The organism is Escherichia sp. E1130, assembly GCF_005781065.1.
Taxonomy (GTDB): Bacteria; Pseudomonadota; Gammaproteobacteria; order Enterobacterales; family Enterobacteriaceae; genus Escherichia.
On record NZ_VATL01000005.1, the window covers coordinates 231,234 to 247,776 of the forward strand.

At 47.4% G+C, this 16,543-nt stretch carries 15 protein-coding genes and 1 pseudogene; 9 read left to right on the forward strand and 7 right to left on the reverse strand.

What is annotated here, in order from left to right:
- Nucleotides 1–15 precede the first annotated feature (15 nt).
- The 5 genes from hutW to FEK66_RS06980 are packed head-to-tail and all read left to right on the forward strand — an operon-like array spanning nt 16 to nt 4,293.
- Entirely contained in the window at nt 16–1,353 is a 1,338-nt protein-coding gene (hutW, locus tag FEK66_RS06960; protein ID WP_131161889.1) for a heme anaerobic degradation radical SAM methyltransferase ChuW/HutW, read from the forward strand.
- A 12-nt stretch (nt 1,354–1,365) separates the two neighbouring features.
- Nucleotides 1,366–1,860, forward strand: coding sequence for a heme utilization cystosolic carrier protein HutX (gene hutX / locus FEK66_RS06965; RefSeq protein ID WP_021550030.1), 495 nt, complete (start codon nt 1,366–1,368; stop codon nt 1,858–1,860).
- Nucleotides 1,860–2,483 carry an anaerobilin reductase gene (gene chuY, locus FEK66_RS06970; RefSeq protein WP_135495290.1) on the forward strand — a complete coding sequence of 208 codons (624 nt, stop codon included), beginning with the start codon at nt 1,860–1,862 and terminating at the stop codon, nt 2,481–2,483. Before hutX ends, chuY begins: the two co-directional genes overlap by 1 nt.
- Before the next feature lie 50 nt (nt 2,484–2,533).
- Nucleotides 2,534–3,526, forward strand: coding sequence for an iron ABC transporter permease (gene shuU, locus FEK66_RS06975; protein WP_214251097.1), 993 nt, complete (start codon nt 2,534–2,536; stop codon nt 3,524–3,526).
- The gene (locus FEK66_RS06980) at nt 3,523–4,293 is read left to right on the forward strand and encodes a heme ABC transporter ATP-binding protein (protein ID WP_130209183.1); all 771 of its coding nucleotides are present in this window, start codon (nt 3,523–3,525) and stop codon (nt 4,291–4,293) included. Before shuU ends, FEK66_RS06980 begins: the two co-directional genes overlap by 4 nt.
- Before the next feature lie 50 nt (nt 4,294–4,343).
- Here FEK66_RS06980 and FEK66_RS06985 read toward each other — a convergent pair whose 3' ends face one another.
- The 3 genes from FEK66_RS06985 to hdeA all read right to left on the reverse strand — a co-directional run bounded on the left by FEK66_RS06985 (nt 4,344) and on the right by hdeA (nt 5,830).
- Nucleotides 4,344–4,991: an MgtC/SapB family protein gene (locus tag FEK66_RS06985; protein WP_130260996.1), complete on the reverse strand. Its 648-nt coding sequence runs from the start codon at nt 4,989–4,991 to the stop codon at nt 4,344–4,346.
- 63 nt (nt 4,992–5,054) lie between these two features.
- Entirely contained in the window at nt 5,055–5,381 is a 327-nt protein-coding gene (hdeB, locus tag FEK66_RS06990; RefSeq protein ID WP_130209187.1) for an acid-activated periplasmic chaperone HdeB, read from the reverse strand.
- Between the two features lie 116 nt (nt 5,382–5,497).
- Nucleotides 5,498–5,830, reverse strand: coding sequence for an acid-activated periplasmic chaperone HdeA (hdeA, locus tag FEK66_RS06995; RefSeq protein ID WP_130209189.1), 333 nt, complete (start codon nt 5,828–5,830; stop codon nt 5,498–5,500).
- A gap of 254 nt (nt 5,831–6,084) precedes the next feature.
- On the opposite strand from hdeA, the gene hdeD reads away from it, so the two are divergent.
- Nucleotides 6,085–6,654: an acid-resistance protein HdeD gene (gene hdeD, locus FEK66_RS07000; RefSeq protein ID WP_138211429.1), complete on the forward strand. Its 570-nt coding sequence runs from the start codon at nt 6,085–6,087 to the stop codon at nt 6,652–6,654.
- 722 nt (nt 6,655–7,376) lie between these two features.
- The gene (gene gadE, locus FEK66_RS07005) at nt 7,377–7,904 is read left to right on the forward strand and encodes an acid resistance transcriptional activator GadE (protein ID WP_064527778.1); all 528 of its coding nucleotides are present in this window, start codon (nt 7,377–7,379) and stop codon (nt 7,902–7,904) included.
- Nucleotides 7,905–7,923: 19 nt separating this feature from the next.
- Here the strand turns inward: gadE and FEK66_RS26275 are convergent.
- Nucleotides 7,924–8,208, reverse strand: a pseudogene (locus FEK66_RS26275) (hypothetical protein); the annotation flags it as partial.
- A 107-nt stretch (nt 8,209–8,315) separates the two neighbouring features.
- Between FEK66_RS26275 and mdtE the strand changes: the two are divergent.
- Together mdtE and mdtF are read left to right on the forward strand one after the other, a co-directional pair.
- Nucleotides 8,316–9,425 carry a multidrug transporter subunit MdtE gene (gene mdtE / locus FEK66_RS07015; RefSeq protein ID WP_346460520.1) on the forward strand — a complete coding sequence of 370 codons (1,110 nt, stop codon included), beginning with the start codon at nt 8,316–8,318 and terminating at the stop codon, nt 9,423–9,425.
- A gap of 24 nt (nt 9,426–9,449) precedes the next feature.
- Nucleotides 9,450–12,563 (forward strand): multidrug efflux pump RND permease MdtF, encoded by a 3,114-nt coding sequence (gene mdtF / locus FEK66_RS07020; RefSeq protein WP_130209196.1) that lies wholly within the window; start codon nt 9,450–9,452, stop codon nt 12,561–12,563.
- Between the two features lie 363 nt (nt 12,564–12,926).
- On the opposite strand, the gene gadW is transcribed toward mdtF, so the two are convergent.
- The 3 genes from gadW to FEK66_RS07035 all read right to left on the reverse strand — a co-directional run.
- Nucleotides 12,927–13,655 carry an acid resistance transcriptional activator GadW gene (gene gadW, locus FEK66_RS07025; RefSeq protein WP_130209198.1) on the reverse strand — a complete coding sequence of 243 codons (729 nt, stop codon included), beginning with the start codon at nt 13,653–13,655 and terminating at the stop codon, nt 12,927–12,929.
- 368 nt (nt 13,656–14,023) lie between these two features.
- Complete coding sequence (gene gadX / locus FEK66_RS07030; protein ID WP_138211430.1) at nt 14,024–14,839, reverse strand: DNA-binding transcriptional regulator GadX; 816 nt, start codon at nt 14,837–14,839, stop codon at nt 14,024–14,026.
- A 395-nt stretch (nt 14,840–15,234) separates the two neighbouring features.
- Nucleotides 15,235–16,543 (reverse strand): glutamate decarboxylase (locus FEK66_RS07035; RefSeq protein WP_130238282.1); only part of this gene is annotated, 1,309 nt, incomplete at its 5' end.

Genomic DNA, 16,543 nt, shown 5'->3' on the forward strand with positions numbered 1-16,543 from the left:
ATTTAAATCAGACGTATGAACATGAAAAACACCCTGGATCTCACGCCTCATTTTGCTTTAGACGGTGACCAGCCATTTAAAGACAGGCGTGCCATGATGCCGTTTCGTGGGGCCATTCCGGTCGCCAAAGAACAACTGGCACAGACCTGGCAAGAGATGATCAGTCAAACAACCTCACCTCGTAAGCGACTGGTTTATCTTCATATTCCTTTTTGCGCGACACACTGCACGTTTTGCGGTTTTTATCAGAATCGTTTTAATGAAGATGCGTGTGCTCATTATACCGATGCCCTGATTCGAGAAATCGAACAGGAGGCAGACAGCGTATTGCATCAGTCCGCGCCCATCCATGCGGTCTATTTCGGTGGCGGTACGCCTTCCGCACTCTCCGCGCGCGATTTAGCAAGAATCATCACCACACTACGAGAGAAATTACCACTGGCACCCGATTGTGAAATCACCATTGAAGGCCGGGTACTGAATTTTGACGCTGAGCGAATCGACGCTTGCCTTGATGCGGGAGCAAACCGCTTCTCAATTGGTATTCAGTCGTTTAACAGCAAAATCCGCAAGAAAATGGCCCGCACCTCGGATGGTCCAACCGCCATTGCGTTTATGGAAAGCCTGGTCAAACGCGACCGTGCTGCGGTGGTCTGTGACCTGCTGTTTGGCCTGCCAGGTCAGGATGCGCAAACCTGGGGAGAAGATCTGGCTATTGCCCGCGATATCGGTCTTGACGGCGTCGACCTCTATGCGCTCAACGTCCTGCCCAACACGCCACTGGGCAAAGCCGTGGAAAACGGGCGCACTACCGTGCCCTCTCCGGCGGAGCGTCGCGATCTTTACCTGCAAGGGTGTGATTTTATGGACGATGCCGGTTGGCGCTGCATCAGTAACAGCCACTGGGGCCGTACCACACGCGAACGCAATCTCTATAACCTGCTGATAAAACAAGGTGCCGATTGTCTGGCCTTTGGTTCCGGCGCAGGTGGTTCGATTAATGGTTACTCCTGGATGAACGAACGCAATCTACAGACCTGGCATGAATCCGTCGCGGCAGGCAAAAAACCGCTGATGATGATCATGCGTAACGCCGAACGTAACGCGCAGTGGCGTCATACCTTGCAGTCGGGCATTGAAACGGCGCGTGTACCGCTGGACGAACTTACGCCACATGCTGAAAAACTCGCACCATTACTGGCCCAGTGGCACCAAAAAGGCTTAAGCCGCGATGCTTCAACGTGCCTGCGGTTAACCAATGAAGGTCGTTTCTGGGCAAGCAACATTTTGCAGTCTCTTAATGAACTGATTCAGGTACTTAATGCGCCAGCGATTGCGCTTGAAAAACCATAACAGGAGTGATTTATGAGCCATGTCTCGTTACAGGAATTTTTGAAAACGGAGCCAGACGGTACGCTGGAGGCGATCGCCGAACAATACAACACCACGCTGCTGGAGGTAGTGAAAAATCTGCCCTCTCCGACAGTTGTGTCAGGCGATAAATTCGATACTGTCTGGGATACCGTCTGCGAATGGGGCAACGTCACCACGCTGGTGCATACTGCCGATGTGATCCTCGAATTTAGCGGCGAACTGCCTTCTGGTTTCCACCGCCACGGCTATTTCAATCTGCGTGGAAAGCACGGCATGTCCGGGCATATCAAAGCAGAAAACTGCACGCATATTGCCTTAATCGAACGTAAATTTATGGGCATGGACACCGCATCCATTCTCTTTTTCAACAAAGAAGGCAGCGCCATGCTGAAAATCTTCCTCGGCAGGGATGACCATCGTCAGCTCCTGAGTGAACAGGTCAACGCCTTCCATGCTCTGGCAGCATCGTTAAAGGAACACGCCTGATGACACCGTGGCTACTCTTTGGCGCGGGCGGAAAAGGTGTGGGCGCCAGAACGCTTGAACTGGCGCTGGCGGAACAACGTCCGGTCGTCGCTGTCGTTCGCCGTGCAGACGCTGCGGCTCAACTGACGCAACAAGGTGTGCAGGCTTTTACTGGCGACGCTTGTGACGCCGGCGTAGTCGCAGCCGCCTGCCGCGCGGCTGGTCCGCAAGCACTTATCATCTCAACAATGGGCGGCGCACAGGATTATCTGGCCCACAGAACGGTGATTGATGAGGCCGAAAAGGCAGGCATCAGTCGCATGATTCTGGTGACTTCTTTGGGATGCGGCGATAGTTGGCCGTTCTTATCGGATCGGGCAAAAGCCGCGTTTGGTCAGGCGGTGCGCGAAAAGACACTGGCGGAAAGCTGGCTGCAAACCAGCCAGCTAGACTACGCCATTCTCCGCCCTGGCGGTCTGCTTGACGGCGCAGCAACAGGCAAAGCACAACGGATACAAAATCAGGAGTGTCATGGTTTTGTCCGCCGTGCCGATGTCGCCGCACACATTCATGAACTGGCAAACGCGCCAGCACTCAACAAGCAGATCTACAGTCTGATTGAACCTGACCTGAAACCGGCGTAATCCCTTGCGGCGCAGACTCTCCGCGCCGCAACGTCATAACGGAGTTTTGCGTGCTCAAGGATTCATTTTCATCCGCCAGTGTCTTTATGGGGCTATCACTATTATTGCTTGCCCTGGTGCTGTTCGGTGCCAGTCAGGGCGCGTTAAAAATCAGCTTTAGCGCCCTTCTTGATGAGGAATACCGCGATATCTGGCTAAATATTCGCCTACCGCGCGTTTTACTGGCCGTGCTGGTAGGCGCCGCGTTGGCAACCGCCGGGGTGATTATGCAGGGGCTTTTCCGCAACCCCATGGCTGACCCAGGATTACTCGGCGTCAGTAGCGGTTCGGCATTAATGGTTGGCGTTGCTATTGTGCTGCCCTTTTCCTTCCCCGTGGTGCTGGTGCTTTATGAACAAATGGTGTTTGCCATCGCCGGAAGTTTAGTGGTCTGCACCATCATTTTTCTCATCACGCAGCGCCATCGCGATGGCAGCATGATGCAATTGTTACTCGCCGGGATCGCCATCAATGCCCTGTGCGGCGCAGCGATCGGCATACTGAGCTATATAGGCGATGAGCAACAGCTACGACAACTCACGTTGTGGATGATGGGCAATCTCGGTCAGGCGCAATGGCCAACGTTATTGGTTGCCAGTTCCTTCATTCTGCCCGCCATTATGGCAACAACGTGTCTCGCCGGAACGCTGAATTTGCTGCAACTTGGTGATGAAGAAGCCCATTACCTCGGCGTGAACGTAAAGCGTAAACGCCAACAATTACTGTTGATTAGCTCACTGCTCGTTGGCGCTGCCGTATCGGTAAGCGGCATTATCGGCTTTATTGGCCTGGTGATCCCGCATCTGATTCGCATGACTACCGGAGCAAATCATCGCTGGCTAATTCCTTGCTCTGCCCTTGCCGGAGCCTGCTTATTACTGATGGCAGACACGCTTGCCCGCACACTGGTACAGCCAGCAGAAATGCCTGTCGGATTACTAACCAGCCTGCTTGGCGGCCCGTATTTCATGTGGTTGATTCTGCGCAACCGGAGGATCGCATGATTAGCGCCCGGAACCTGGTTTATAGCCTTCATGGGCGACGCCTGACTGACAATGTCTCGCTGACTTTTCCCGGCGGGGAAATTGTTGCCATTCTCGGCCCTAATGGTGCGGGAAAATCCACGTTGCTTCGCCAGCTCACCGGCTATCTTCAACCTGATAGCGGCGAATGCCGGTTATTTAATAAGCCATTAAATGAATGGTCAATTACCGAACTGGCGAAACACCGGGCCGTGATGCGTCAGAATAGCCATATGGCGTTCCCATTCAGCGTACAAGAAGTGATCCAGATGGGGCGCCATCCGCATCGTACCGGTAATCAGGGGGATGAAACGGCACAGATAATGGCGCTATGCGACTGTCAGGCGTTAGCAAACCGCGACTATCGGCAATTATCCGGCGGTGAACAACAGCGTGTGCAATTAGCGCGCCTGCTGGTACAACTTTGGGAAGCAATACCCTCGCCGAAATGGTTATTTCTTGATGAACCAACGTCGGCGCTGGATATTCACCATCAGCAGCATCTGTTTCGTTTATTACGTCAGTTAGTTCGCGAACGGCAATTCAACGTCTGCTGTGTATTGCACGATCTTAATCTTGCCGCCCGCTATGCCGACCGTGTTGTATTGATGCAAAAAGGAAAGGTTATCGCCAATGGTAAACCGCAGGACGTGTTGACACAGCAGGCGCTGACTATGCTCTACGGCGCGGATATTACTGTATTAAACGCCCCTGCCAATCATTCTCCGCTGATTGTCCTCGATAGTTAAATACGACGGGAGTACCGGGTGTACTCCCGTCGATATCATTAATATTCACATTAGCTGATTGAAACACCTTTCACACCCGTCATGTCTTTTAGCGACTTTAATAAGTCTTCAATCGACGTCGCCGCATGAAGCTGAATATCAATAGCAACTACGTCATGATCTTCATTTTCTTGCAACGAAACTAAATCAGTTTTTATTTTTTGTTGTTTAAACCAGTCGAGCATCGACAGCGTATTACCGTTCACCAACGTCAGCTGTAAATGGTAATTCTTGTTCATCAGCCGGAAAGTTAATTGATGGAAGACTTCCAGTACCAACAAGGTCATTACAGAACCGTAAATCCCCAGCTCATACATGCCGCTACCAATCACCATACCGATTGCAGCTGTTACCCAGATATCCGCAGCGGTGGTGAGGCCGACAATATTTTGATTACGGACGAGGATATTACCCGCGCCTATAAAACCGACGCCAGTGACAACCTGAGCGGCAATACGGCTGGGATCAAGCCCGACGTGATCCAGCGCCAGCACATCAGCGAAACCATATTTCGACACAATCATAAACAGGGCGCTACCCATACCGATTAAGACATGTGTACGAAGCCCTGCCCCTTTGCCGCGGATTTGCCTTTCCATGCCAATAGCACCACAGGCAATAGCAGCCAGGATTAGACGAATAATAAATTCTGCAGTCATATAAAAATGCAAAAAGGAGCAGCAAGATGGCTCAACTTGCTACTCCTTTTTGCTTTATTCCTGTTAATTCGGCAGGACATTTGCCAATTTATCTTTGAAGGTATACAAATTTTTCTGCGGATTTTTCTTACAATATTCAATCACTTTAGGAATCTGAGTCAGATCAGTTTCATTTAAGGTTACAGTATCACCACCTTTGTAAACCGTTTCCTCATGCAGCATCCACCATGCAACCGGTGTCATCGCTTTTGGATTCAGGTCAATAAATTCCTGACAAGTCATATCTTTAGCAGATTCATTAGCAGCCAGTGCAGATTGTGCATTAACCAGTGAAAGTGCCGCTACAGCGCCAACGAAAATCATGGCTTTACGTAGAGATGAAATATTCATTTTACAACCCATTCAACAAATAAAGTATATATGAACAGGAGGATTATCTGCTTTTAACGCGAGGTATTCCTGCCTGTTCAATATTCAAGGAAATACGATGCAACGCATTCCATGAATTACATATCTTTCTTAATCTTGTCCCATTCGCCTTTAACTTTATCTTTAAAGCTGGCTTGTTTATCCTGAGTACAAGCCTGAACGATAGCTGGGGTTACGGTTGCAATGCCCTGAACATCCATAACCGCATCTTCTGGTTTATCTTTGTTATTCAGTGCTTCAGCAAAACCGACTGCAGTCGGCTGGAAGGATTCGTCCACAGCTAGGAAATCTTCACAGGTCCAGGAGTTGACAGGTTTTTTATTGTCAGCTGCTTTTTGTGCATCCGCGGCATTGCTCACAACTGGCAGAAGAAGCAGGCCACCAAGAATTACACCTAATACTTTTTTCATCGTAATATCCTCAACTATAAAGTGAAAGAGCCGTCACGAATCAATTTCGACATTGAGGTTATAACCTGGTTTTTTGGGTATGTCATGTTGAGATAAAATATCAAAATCAGATATTTTTATTTAAATACAACAAGTTACATGGGTGTTGGACACATTAATTAGGAAATTTTTATTAAATCACATGCATTCCTGGATGCATTTTTGGCATAGATTGATAGTAGGGATTTTTCTTCTTAAATTTATAGGGTGGTTCTATGTTATATATAGATAAGGCAACAATTTTGAAATTTGATCTGGATATGCTTAAGAAGCATCGGAGAGCAATCCAGTTTATTGCTGTGCTACTGTTTATTGTCGGTTTACTGTGTATAAGCTTCCCGTTTGTCTCTGGCGATATCCTTAGCACAGTCGTTGGCGCATTATTAATCTGCTCAGGCATTGCGCTTATTGTCGGTTTATTCAGCAACCGGAGTCATAATTTCTGGCCTGTATTATCCGGCTTCCTTGTCGCTGTCGCCTATTTGTTGATCGGCTATTTCTTCATCCGCGCACCAGAACTGGGAATTTTTGCTATTGCGGCGTTTATCGCTGGCTTGTTTTGTGTCGCTGGGGTTATTCGCTTGATGAGCTGGTATCGCCAGCGTTCAATGAAAGGCAACTGGCTACAACTAGTCATTGGTATCCTGGATATCATCATTGCATGGATATTCCTGGGTGCAACGCCAATGGTTTCTGTAACACTAGTTTCTACACTGGTGGGGATAGAACTAATATTCAGCGCTGCCAGCTTGTTTAGCTTCGCTAGTTTATTCGTTAAAAAATAATCAATATCAGACCGTCGGCACAGTATTTCCCACACCGCCTCATAATCACTTATTGTGACTATGAGGCATATAACACTCCCGCTTCATATCGCCACCATGGCAAAACATAAACCATCGTTGAAATAATTACCGTGCGACTCATTAAACAACTCGCTGAAACCTTTATGGTTTTATAAATTTCACAGCAAATTAGCCATTTCAAACATTATCATGGCTGATATTTTCTGTAGTCAGGTTTAATGTTTAAAAGTGCTGTGGGAAAATGAAATCAAGGTTTGGCAAGCATTGGCTCAATAAGAAGGTAATTAATGCAGTTGATGTTAATTTTCCCAAAAAATTAAAAAGAAAGCTGGCAAATCCAATTGCCAGCTTAAGTAGAAACAAGGAGACTCGATATTTAAATCGGATTACTTTTTTATTTTAGTTTTATCATTCAGAAATCACAAACTTTAAATTGATAACTTATTCTTGGTAAAAATATGGGAGTTGTTAATTTCATGTTAGCACTAACAAATTTATAACACCCAGGAATGTTACCTAGGATCAATATATGGAGTGCGTGATGGATAAATCTCAAGTTTTGATTAGTGTTAATAGACGTATTAGTTCACGAAGGGCAACGTTCTTATAGGCGTTTACTATATTAAACAACGAATTCGGACATGGATGTAAATAATGAAAAGGATGACATGTTCGAAACAATAACGGCTAAGGAGCAAGTTATGATTTTTCTCATGACGAAGGATTCTTTTCTTTTACAGGGCTTTTTGCAGTTGAAAGATAATCACGAAATGATAAAAATCAATTCCCTGTCAGAGATAAAAAGCATAGGTAACAAACCATTCAAGGTGATCATTGATACCTATCATAATCATATCCTTGATGAAGAAGCGATTAAGTTTCTTGAGAAGTTAGATGCTGAAAGAATCATTGTTCTGGCACCTTACCACATCAGCAAACTTAAAAGTCAGTCGCCTATCTTTTTTATCAGCCGTAAAGAAAGCATTAAAAATCTGATTGATATTACTTATGGAAAACACTTGCCTCATAAGAATTCTCAATTATGTTTCTCGCATAATCAATTCAAAATTATGCAATTAATCCTGAAGAACAAAAATGAAAGTAATATCACGTCAACACTGAAAATTTCGCAGCAGACATTAAAGATCCAGAAATTCAATATTATGTACAAGCTGAAACTTAGACGTATGAGCGACATCGTGACTCTGGGGATCTCTTCTTATTTTTAAGAAGGCGTTGATGTGGCCCAGCGATAAGTGCCTGAAATTGACGGCTGGCATGACGAGGGATGCAAATGCTGACTCCATTACTCCCGGTGATAACCAAAGGAGAAGCAAAAACGAACTTATTCCCCTGGTTTATGTATCCACCAGTAGAAACATTCGTTGCCCGGACGCAGGCAGAGACTGTCAGCAGAACGGCAACATTTTTTTTGCCATCTAAATCGCCACACTGGTCACTCGGCCTGCATGCGCCATCACAGGCATACATCCCCATGGCTTGCACTATGCCGCAGGTCTGTAAATCCCTCATGCCTCTCCCCGCACACATTCAAAAAATCCGTAATTTTTCACGAATTTTCAGGGAATAAAATGAACAGAAAAAGAAAACTGTTAATACCGTTGTTATTCTGCGGCGCAATACTCACCGCATGCGACGACAAATCAGCGCAAAATGCTGCCGCCATGACGCCAGAAGTGGGCGTGGTGACGCTCTCCCCCGGCTCAATCAATGTCATGAGCGAATTGCCCGGCAGAACTGTTCCTTATGAAGTTGCTGAGATTCGCCCGCAGGTGGGTGGCATCATCATTAAGCGCAATTTTATCGAAGGCGATAAAGTTAACCAGGGCGATTCGTTGTATCAGATTGACCCTGCGCCCTTGCAGGCAGAGCTGAACTCAGCCAAAGGTTCGCTGGCGAAAGCCCTCTCTACCGCCAGCAATGCCCGCATTACCTTTAATCGCCAGGCATCGTTGCTGAAAACCAACTACGTCAGCCGTCAGGATTACGACACCGCGCGCACCCAGCTGAATGAGGCAGAAGCCAATGTCACCGTTGCTAAAGCGGCTGTTGAGCAGGCGACGATCAATCTGCAATACGCAAACGTCACCTCGCCCATTACGGGCGTCAGTGGGAAATCATCAGTGACCGTCGGCGCACTCGTTACTGCTAATCAGGCAGATTCGCTGGTTACGGTGCAGCGTCTGGACCCGATTTATGTCGATCTCACGCAGTCGGTACAAGATTTTTTGCGCATGAAAGAAGAGGTTGCCAGTGGGCAAATCAAACAGGTTCAGGGCAGTACGCCAGTACAGCTCAATCTGGAAAATGGCAAACGTTACAGCCAGAGCGGTACGCTGAAATTCTCTGACCCGACGGTGGATGAAACTACCGGCTCGGTCACGTTGCGCGCGATTTTCCCCAATCCAAATGGTGACTTACTGCCAGGCATGTACGTCACAGCATTAGTGGATGAAGGTAGTCGCCAGAATGTGTTACTGGTGCCGCAGGAAGGCGTTACTCACAACGCTCAGGGCAAAGCAACGGCGCTCATTCTTGATAAAGATGATGTCGTGCAGTTACGCGAAATTGACGCTACCAAAGCCATCGGCAACCAGTGGGTTGTTACCTCTGGCTTGCAAGCTGGCGATCGGGTGATCGTTTCCGGTTTGCAACGCATTCGCCCAGGTATCAAAGCACGCGCAATTTCCTCCAGCCAGGAAAACGCCAGCACCGAATCGAAACAATAACGTTGCAGGCTTAAGGGGACTTTCATGGCTAACTATTTTATTGATCGCCCGGTTTTTGCCTGGGTACTTGCCATTATTTTGATGCTCGCAGGCGGGTTGGCGATCATGAACTTACCGGTGGCGCAATATCCGCAGATTGCACCACCGACCATCACCGTGAGCGCCACCTATCCGGGTGCTGATGCGCAAACGGTAGAAGATTCAGTCACTCAGGTGATTGAGCAAAATATGAATGGACTTGATGGCTTAATGTATATGTCATCAACCAGTGATGCGGCGGGTAATGCCTCCATCACACTGACCTTTGAGACAGGAACGTCGCCCGATATTGCGCAGGTTCAGGTGCAGAATAAACTGCAACTTGCTATGCCATCACTCCCCGAAGCAGTACAGCAACAAGGGATTAGCGTCAATAAGTCGAGCAGCAATATCCTGATGGTGGCAGCGTTTATCTCTGAAAACGGCAGCCTCAACCAGTACGACATTGCGGACTATGTGGCTTCTAATATTAAAGACCCATTAAGTCGTACCGCAGGTGTCGGTAGCGTGCAGCTCTTTGGTTCAGAGTACGCCATGCGTATCTGGCTGGACCCGCAAAAACTCAATAAATACAACCTTGTTCCTGCCGATGTTATTTCCCAAATCAAGGTACAGAACAACCAGATTTCCGGCGGTCAACTGGGCGGAATGCCACAGGCGGCAGACCAACAACTGAACGCCTCGATCATTGTGCAGACACGTCTGCAAACACCGGAAGAATTTGGCAAAATCTTGCTGAAAGTTCAGCAAGATGGTTCACAAGTGCTGCTGCGCGACGTTGCCCGCGTCGAGTTGGGAGCGGAAGATTATTCCACCGTAGCGCGCTATAACGGCAAACCTGCCGCCGGGATCGCGATCAAACTGGCTACAGGAGCAAACGCGCTCGATACCTCCCGAGCGGTAAAAGAGGAGCTCAACCGTTTATCGGCCTATTTCCCCGCCAGCCTGAAGACGGTTTATCCTTACGACACGACACCATTTATTAAAATTTCAATCCAGGAAGTTTTCAAAACGCTGGTTGAGGCCATCATCCTCGTCTTCCTGGTCATGTACCTGTTTTTGCAAAACATTCGCGCTACGATCATCCCGACTATTGCCGTACCGGTCGTTATTCTCGGCACGTTCGCGATTTTGTCGGCGGTCGGGTTTACCATCAACACCCTCACCATGTTCGGGATGGTGCTGGCGATAGGGTTGCTGGTTGATGATGCTATCGTGGTGGTAGAAAACGTCGAGCGCGTGATAGCAGAAGATAAGCTGCCGCCGAAGGAAGCGACGCATAAATCAATGGGGCAAATCCAACGTGCGCTGGTCGGGATTGCCGTTGTGCTTTCCGCGGTGTTTATGCCAATGGCCTTTATGAGCGGCGCGACCGGGGAAATTTACCGTCAGTTCTCCATTACGCTGATCTCCTCCATGTTGCTTTCGGTGTTTGTGGCGATGAGTCTAACGCCTGCCCTTTGCGCCACCATTTTGAAAGCCGTTCCAGAAGGCGGTCACAAACAGAATGCGTTGTTTGTGCGATTTAACCATCTGTTTGAAAAATCAACTCAACACTATACCGACAGTACCCGCTCACTGCTGCGCTGCACGGGTCGTTATATGGTGGTTTACCTGCTGATTTGTGCCGGGATGGCGGTGCTGTTTCTGCGTACACCGACCTCCTTCTTGCCAGAAGAGGATCAGGGGGTCTTTATGACCACTGCACAGCTACCATCAGGTTCCACGATGGTTAACACCACTAAAGTGCTGCAGCAGGTGACCGATTACTATCTGACAAAAGAGAAAAATAATGTTCAGTCGGTGTTTACCGTTGGCGGCTTTGGTTTCAGCGGCCAGGGGCAAAACAACGGTCTGGCGTTTATCAGCCTGAAGCCGTGGTCTGAACGCGTCGGCGAAGAAAATTCGGTGACCGCGATTATTCAGCGGGCGATGGTGGCTCTTAGCCGCATCAATAAAGCAGTTATTTTCCCGTTCAACTTACCGGCGGTAGCAGAACTGGGGACAGCGTCAGGTTTTGATATGGAACTACTGGACAACGGTAACCTGGGACATGAAAAGCTGACCCAGGCGAGAAATGAGTTGCTGTCTCTGGCAGCACAATCCCCTGACCAGGTCACCGGGGTACGCCCGAACGGCCTGGAAGATACACCGATGTTCAAAGTCAACGTCAACGCTGCGAAAGCTGAGGCGATGGGCGTGGAGTTGTCCGATATCAACCAGACCATTTCCACCGCTTTCGGTAGTAGCTACGTGAACGACTTCCTTAACCAGGGACGAGTGAAAAAAGTGTATGTCCAGGCGGGAACACCGTTCCGCATGCTGCCAGATAATATAAACCAATGGTATGTGCGCAACGCCTCCGGCACGATGGCGCCGCTTTCTGCTTATTCTTCAACAGAATGGACCTACGGCTCACCACGTCTGGAACGCTACAACGGTATTCCAGCAATGGAGATTTTAGGTGAAGCGACGGCAGGAAAAAGTACGGGTGACGCAATGAAATTTATGGCGGATCTGGTCGCAAAACTTCCGACTGGCGTTGGCTATTCATGGACCGGACTGTCATATCAGGAAGCGTTATCTTCCAACCAGGCCCCGGCACTATATGCCATCTCGCTGGTCGTGGTGTTCCTTGCCCTCGCCGCACTTTATGAAAGCTGGTCGATTCCATTCTCGGTAATGCTGGTCGTACCGCTTGGGGTAATTGGCGCGTTACTGGCTACAGATCTGCGCGGGTTAAGCAATGACGTCTACTTCCAGGTTGGTCTGCTGACCACCATTGGGCTTTCCGCCAAGAACGCCATCCTGATTGTCGAGTTTGCGGTTGAGATGATGCAAAAAGAAGGGAAGACACCGATGGAAGCGATTATCGAAGCGGCACGGATGCGCTTACGCCCAATCCTGATGACCTCTCTGGCCTTTATTCTCGGCGTACTGCCGCTGGTTATCAGTCATGGCGCAGGCTCCGGTGCGCAAAACGCAGTAGGTACAGGCGTTATGGGGGGGATGTTTGCAGCAACGGTGCTGGCGATTTACTTCGTTCCGGTCTTTTTCGTTGTGGTGGAACATCTCTTTGCCCGCTTTAAAAAAGCGTAACGCGTAAACGAGAGTAAGGTTGAACGTGAGGGTTCAGCCTTACTCTTTCCCGCTAACCACTCGCCACTCAACAGCCAGCTTACTGCCAGGAACATCAGACTCAGTAAACAGCATTGAAAGTAGAACCCGCTCCAACCGTTGGTTATCAATTTAAACAACACGACACTGACCAGAATTCCCGTAATTGTATGAATTGCAAACTTAATAATCCTGAACATGCCGCGTCTTTTCCTCCTGAAAATACGTTTAGTGTTTTGCAAACTGCGAAAGCAAACTTGCCGGTGACCCGGCAGAGTTAATGAGGAAAGATTTTCACATGAAGTGTGAGGGAGATCCTGACCGACTTTCGAATGAGAAATCCAGTCAGTTAAAGGTCCCAGTTGACTGTTGCGCAAACTGGTGCGGTGTTACGCCATAGTACTGGCGGAAAGTATTAATAAAGTACGACGTACTGCTATAGCCACATTTTTCTGCGACCATCGGCAGCGGGATTTGTCGTAACTCGAGTAATCGTCTGGCCATCGACATTCGCGAGGCCAACAATATTTTACTGAAGCAAGTATTTTCATCCTGCAATTTTTTCTTGATTAGGCTTTCACTGGTATACATTTTTTCGGCGATATCACGCAGATACCAACGTTTGGCTATATCACAGCTAATAATGCGTTCAACTTTACCTGAAACAGTACTAATGCTATTAAAAAGGAAGGGAATAAGTTCTTTATTTCGTGAAAACATCGAAAGGCAGGAAAAGTAAAGCATATTACTTAATGTTCTGGACGCAATATCTTCTTGAGCAAAACTATCAAATATCGCAGTGACCAGCGGCATTGGTGGTGTTGGGTTAACTAGCAACCGTTTTTTACCATGCAGCCCTAAACACCGACCCGAAAGACGGACATTGTGCAAATAATGGCTAATGATCCTTTCATCGATATCTAGTCTACGGGCATGGGATTCATCAAAAGGAAAATTCTCCACCATATATTTATCCATCAAAAGAATACTCTCTTTTTGCAAATAGAGTTTTTGCTGCTCATGATAAATATCAAATGAACGGCGGGTGAGGATCACTGAGCAAACGTGTGTCATGACAAGCCCTTATATTCCATTACTACAACCATTACAATTTCAGTATACAAATGAAATGATGTATGACTCCTGTAAAAATCCAAAACTGCCAAAATTGGTAGGACCAAAAAGTAATCACATACATAAGCGCATATATCAGTTAAGCCATAAAAAGTAAATGCATGCGTGATATATCTTAAATTTGTGTATAGCTTATGTTTATAAAAAATTGGCTGATCTTATCTCCAGCAAAAGTTATATTTAACCCACTGAGAGCACAAAGTTTCCCGTGCCAACATGGAGTGTTATAACGGCTTATTAGTCTGGAGACGGCAGACTATCCTCTTCCCGGTCCCCTATGCCGGTTTTTTTTTATCTTCAAAAAGCAATTATAACCTTACTATCCTTTCAGGGTGACAACACTTTCCTGCTAAACAAATGTCCATCATCAGAGGGTTATCACCCCCTCTTTCAGCTATTCGTTCATGATACTCAGTCGGTGTCATGCCATAATAATTGCGAAAAACATAAATAAAATACGACACACTGTTATAGCCACACAACACGGCCACTCGCTTTATAGAAAAGCCATGTATTACAATGAGTTGTAACGCGCGTCGCATTCTACATTCGGTAAGCAGTTGCGAATAAGACGTCTCTTCTTCACGCAATTTTTTCTTTAACAAACTTGGACTCATCAATAACTCGCTGGCTATTTTCGCCAATGACCATTCATGAGCAATATTACGGTTAATGACCGTACAAACCCGAGTTCGCATATTGGGCTGTAGGATATTCATGAGTAGCGCTATAAACTGTTCATCTTCAAGAAAAACCGACAATATTGCGAATATTAATGCCCTGTTACGTAAAATCTCACCATAGCGGAGATTTTTACTCTGTGAAAGCTGTACAATTTCCTGAAAAACGGGGATATCTCGGGTACAGTGATGCACGATTAACGAAGGAACTTTTTTACAGGCATGAAGAGTTAATGCCTCCTCCTTGAGCATTGGGAGAAATAATGAAAGTGTTTCCTTCGTGACAAAGACGACGTTCTCTGCACAGTTATCAACTAAAATCTGGTTTGCATCCGCAAAAACCAAATCACCACCGTTAAAACAGCGATATTCACCATTCTGCATGGTAAGAATATATTTATGCTTTGCGTACGCAATTAAACAAGTTCCATGTAGTGATTGCATCATTAATACACTATAACAGAAACATATTATTGTATTTAATGTAGCACGCCAACACCCTAAGTCAAATCGCGATTTAAACAAAGCTTAAACGAAAAAAAATAATAGCATCCTAAGTGGTTAGAAGCATTGTTCCAGGTCACTTATTTTTCAATCTATTAGAGCAAAAACAAGCAATAATAACGGATATGAATAATAGCTGATGCATCCTATTGTAATTTGTACAAGATTTAATTTACATTGCAAATTATTCAATTATATGAATTTCCCAAAAAACAAAAAAATGATCAGAATTAGCATCCTGATCATTACGCCACTACTCTTATTTATAGGATATATTTCTTTACCGTGAATGAATTACACCCGCATGCTCCTGGCATGCAGGTGACATTCGGTTATCAGGTATGTTTAAAGCTGTTCTGCTGGGCAATGCCCTGCAGTTTCGGGTGATCGCTGAGGTATTTCAGGGAGGCTTTGTAGTCTTCCAGTAACAGTTCAGCGAAGTCCATTTCGAAGCCACGGCGGCACATAATGCGCATTACCACGATGTCGGTGGCTTCACCACCGAGGGTAAATGCCGGAACCTGCCAGCCGCGCAGGCGCAGACGTTCAGAGAGGTCATACAGGGTGTATCCTGGATTTTCCCCGTCTTTCAGTTTGAAGCACACCGCCGGGATACCTTCATCCGGGCGACCCGTACAGATGAACTCATACGGCCCCAGTTTGGCGATTTCATCCGCCAGATAAGCAGCAACCTGGTAAGAGGCGTTCTGTACTTTGGTATAGCCTTCACGACCGAGGCGCAGGAATTCATAGTACTGGGCAATCACCTGACCTGCCGGACGGGAGAAGTTGATGGCGAAAGTACCAATCTGACCGCCGAGATAGTCAACGTTGAATACCAGTTCTTTCGGCAGCGCTTCTTCATCACGCCAGATAACCCAGCCGCAGCCCAGCGGAGCCAGACCGAATTTATGGCCTGAAGCACTGATCGATTTCACGCGCGGCAGGCGGAAGTCCCAGACGATATCTGGCGCCACGAATGGCGCAAGGAAACCACCGCTGGCGGCGTCGATGTGCATGTCGATGTCGATACCGGTGTCGGCCTGGAATTTATCCAGTGCATCGTGCAGCGGTTGCGGGAACTCATAGTTACCGGTATAGGTCACGCCGAAAGTCGGCACCACGCCGATGGTGTTTTCGTCGCAGGCCTCAATCATGCGTTTCGGATCCATGAATAGCTGGCCGGGACGCATAGGGATCTCACGCAGCTCGACATCCCAGTAGCGGGCAAATTTATGCCAGCAGATTTGCACCGGGCCGCAGACCAGGTTTGGTTTATTGGTCGGCTTACCTGCGGCTTCCATACGCTTGCGCCAACGCCATTTCATCGCCATCCCGCCGAGCATACAGGCCTCGGAAGAACCAATGGTGTTGGTGCCAACGGCCTGGCCGTTTTTCGGTGCAGGCGCGTGCCACAGGTCAGCAACCATATTTACACAGCGCAGGTCGATGGCTGCGGATTGCGGATATTCTTCTTTGTCGATCCAGTTTTTATTGATCGACAGGTCCATCAATTTATGGACATTTTCGTCGTCCCAGGTCTGGCAAAAAGTTGCCAGATTCTGACGAGCGTTACCGTCGAGAAATAATTCATCATTGATAATTTGAAATGCGACATCATCACGCATTTCATGCAGCGGAAAA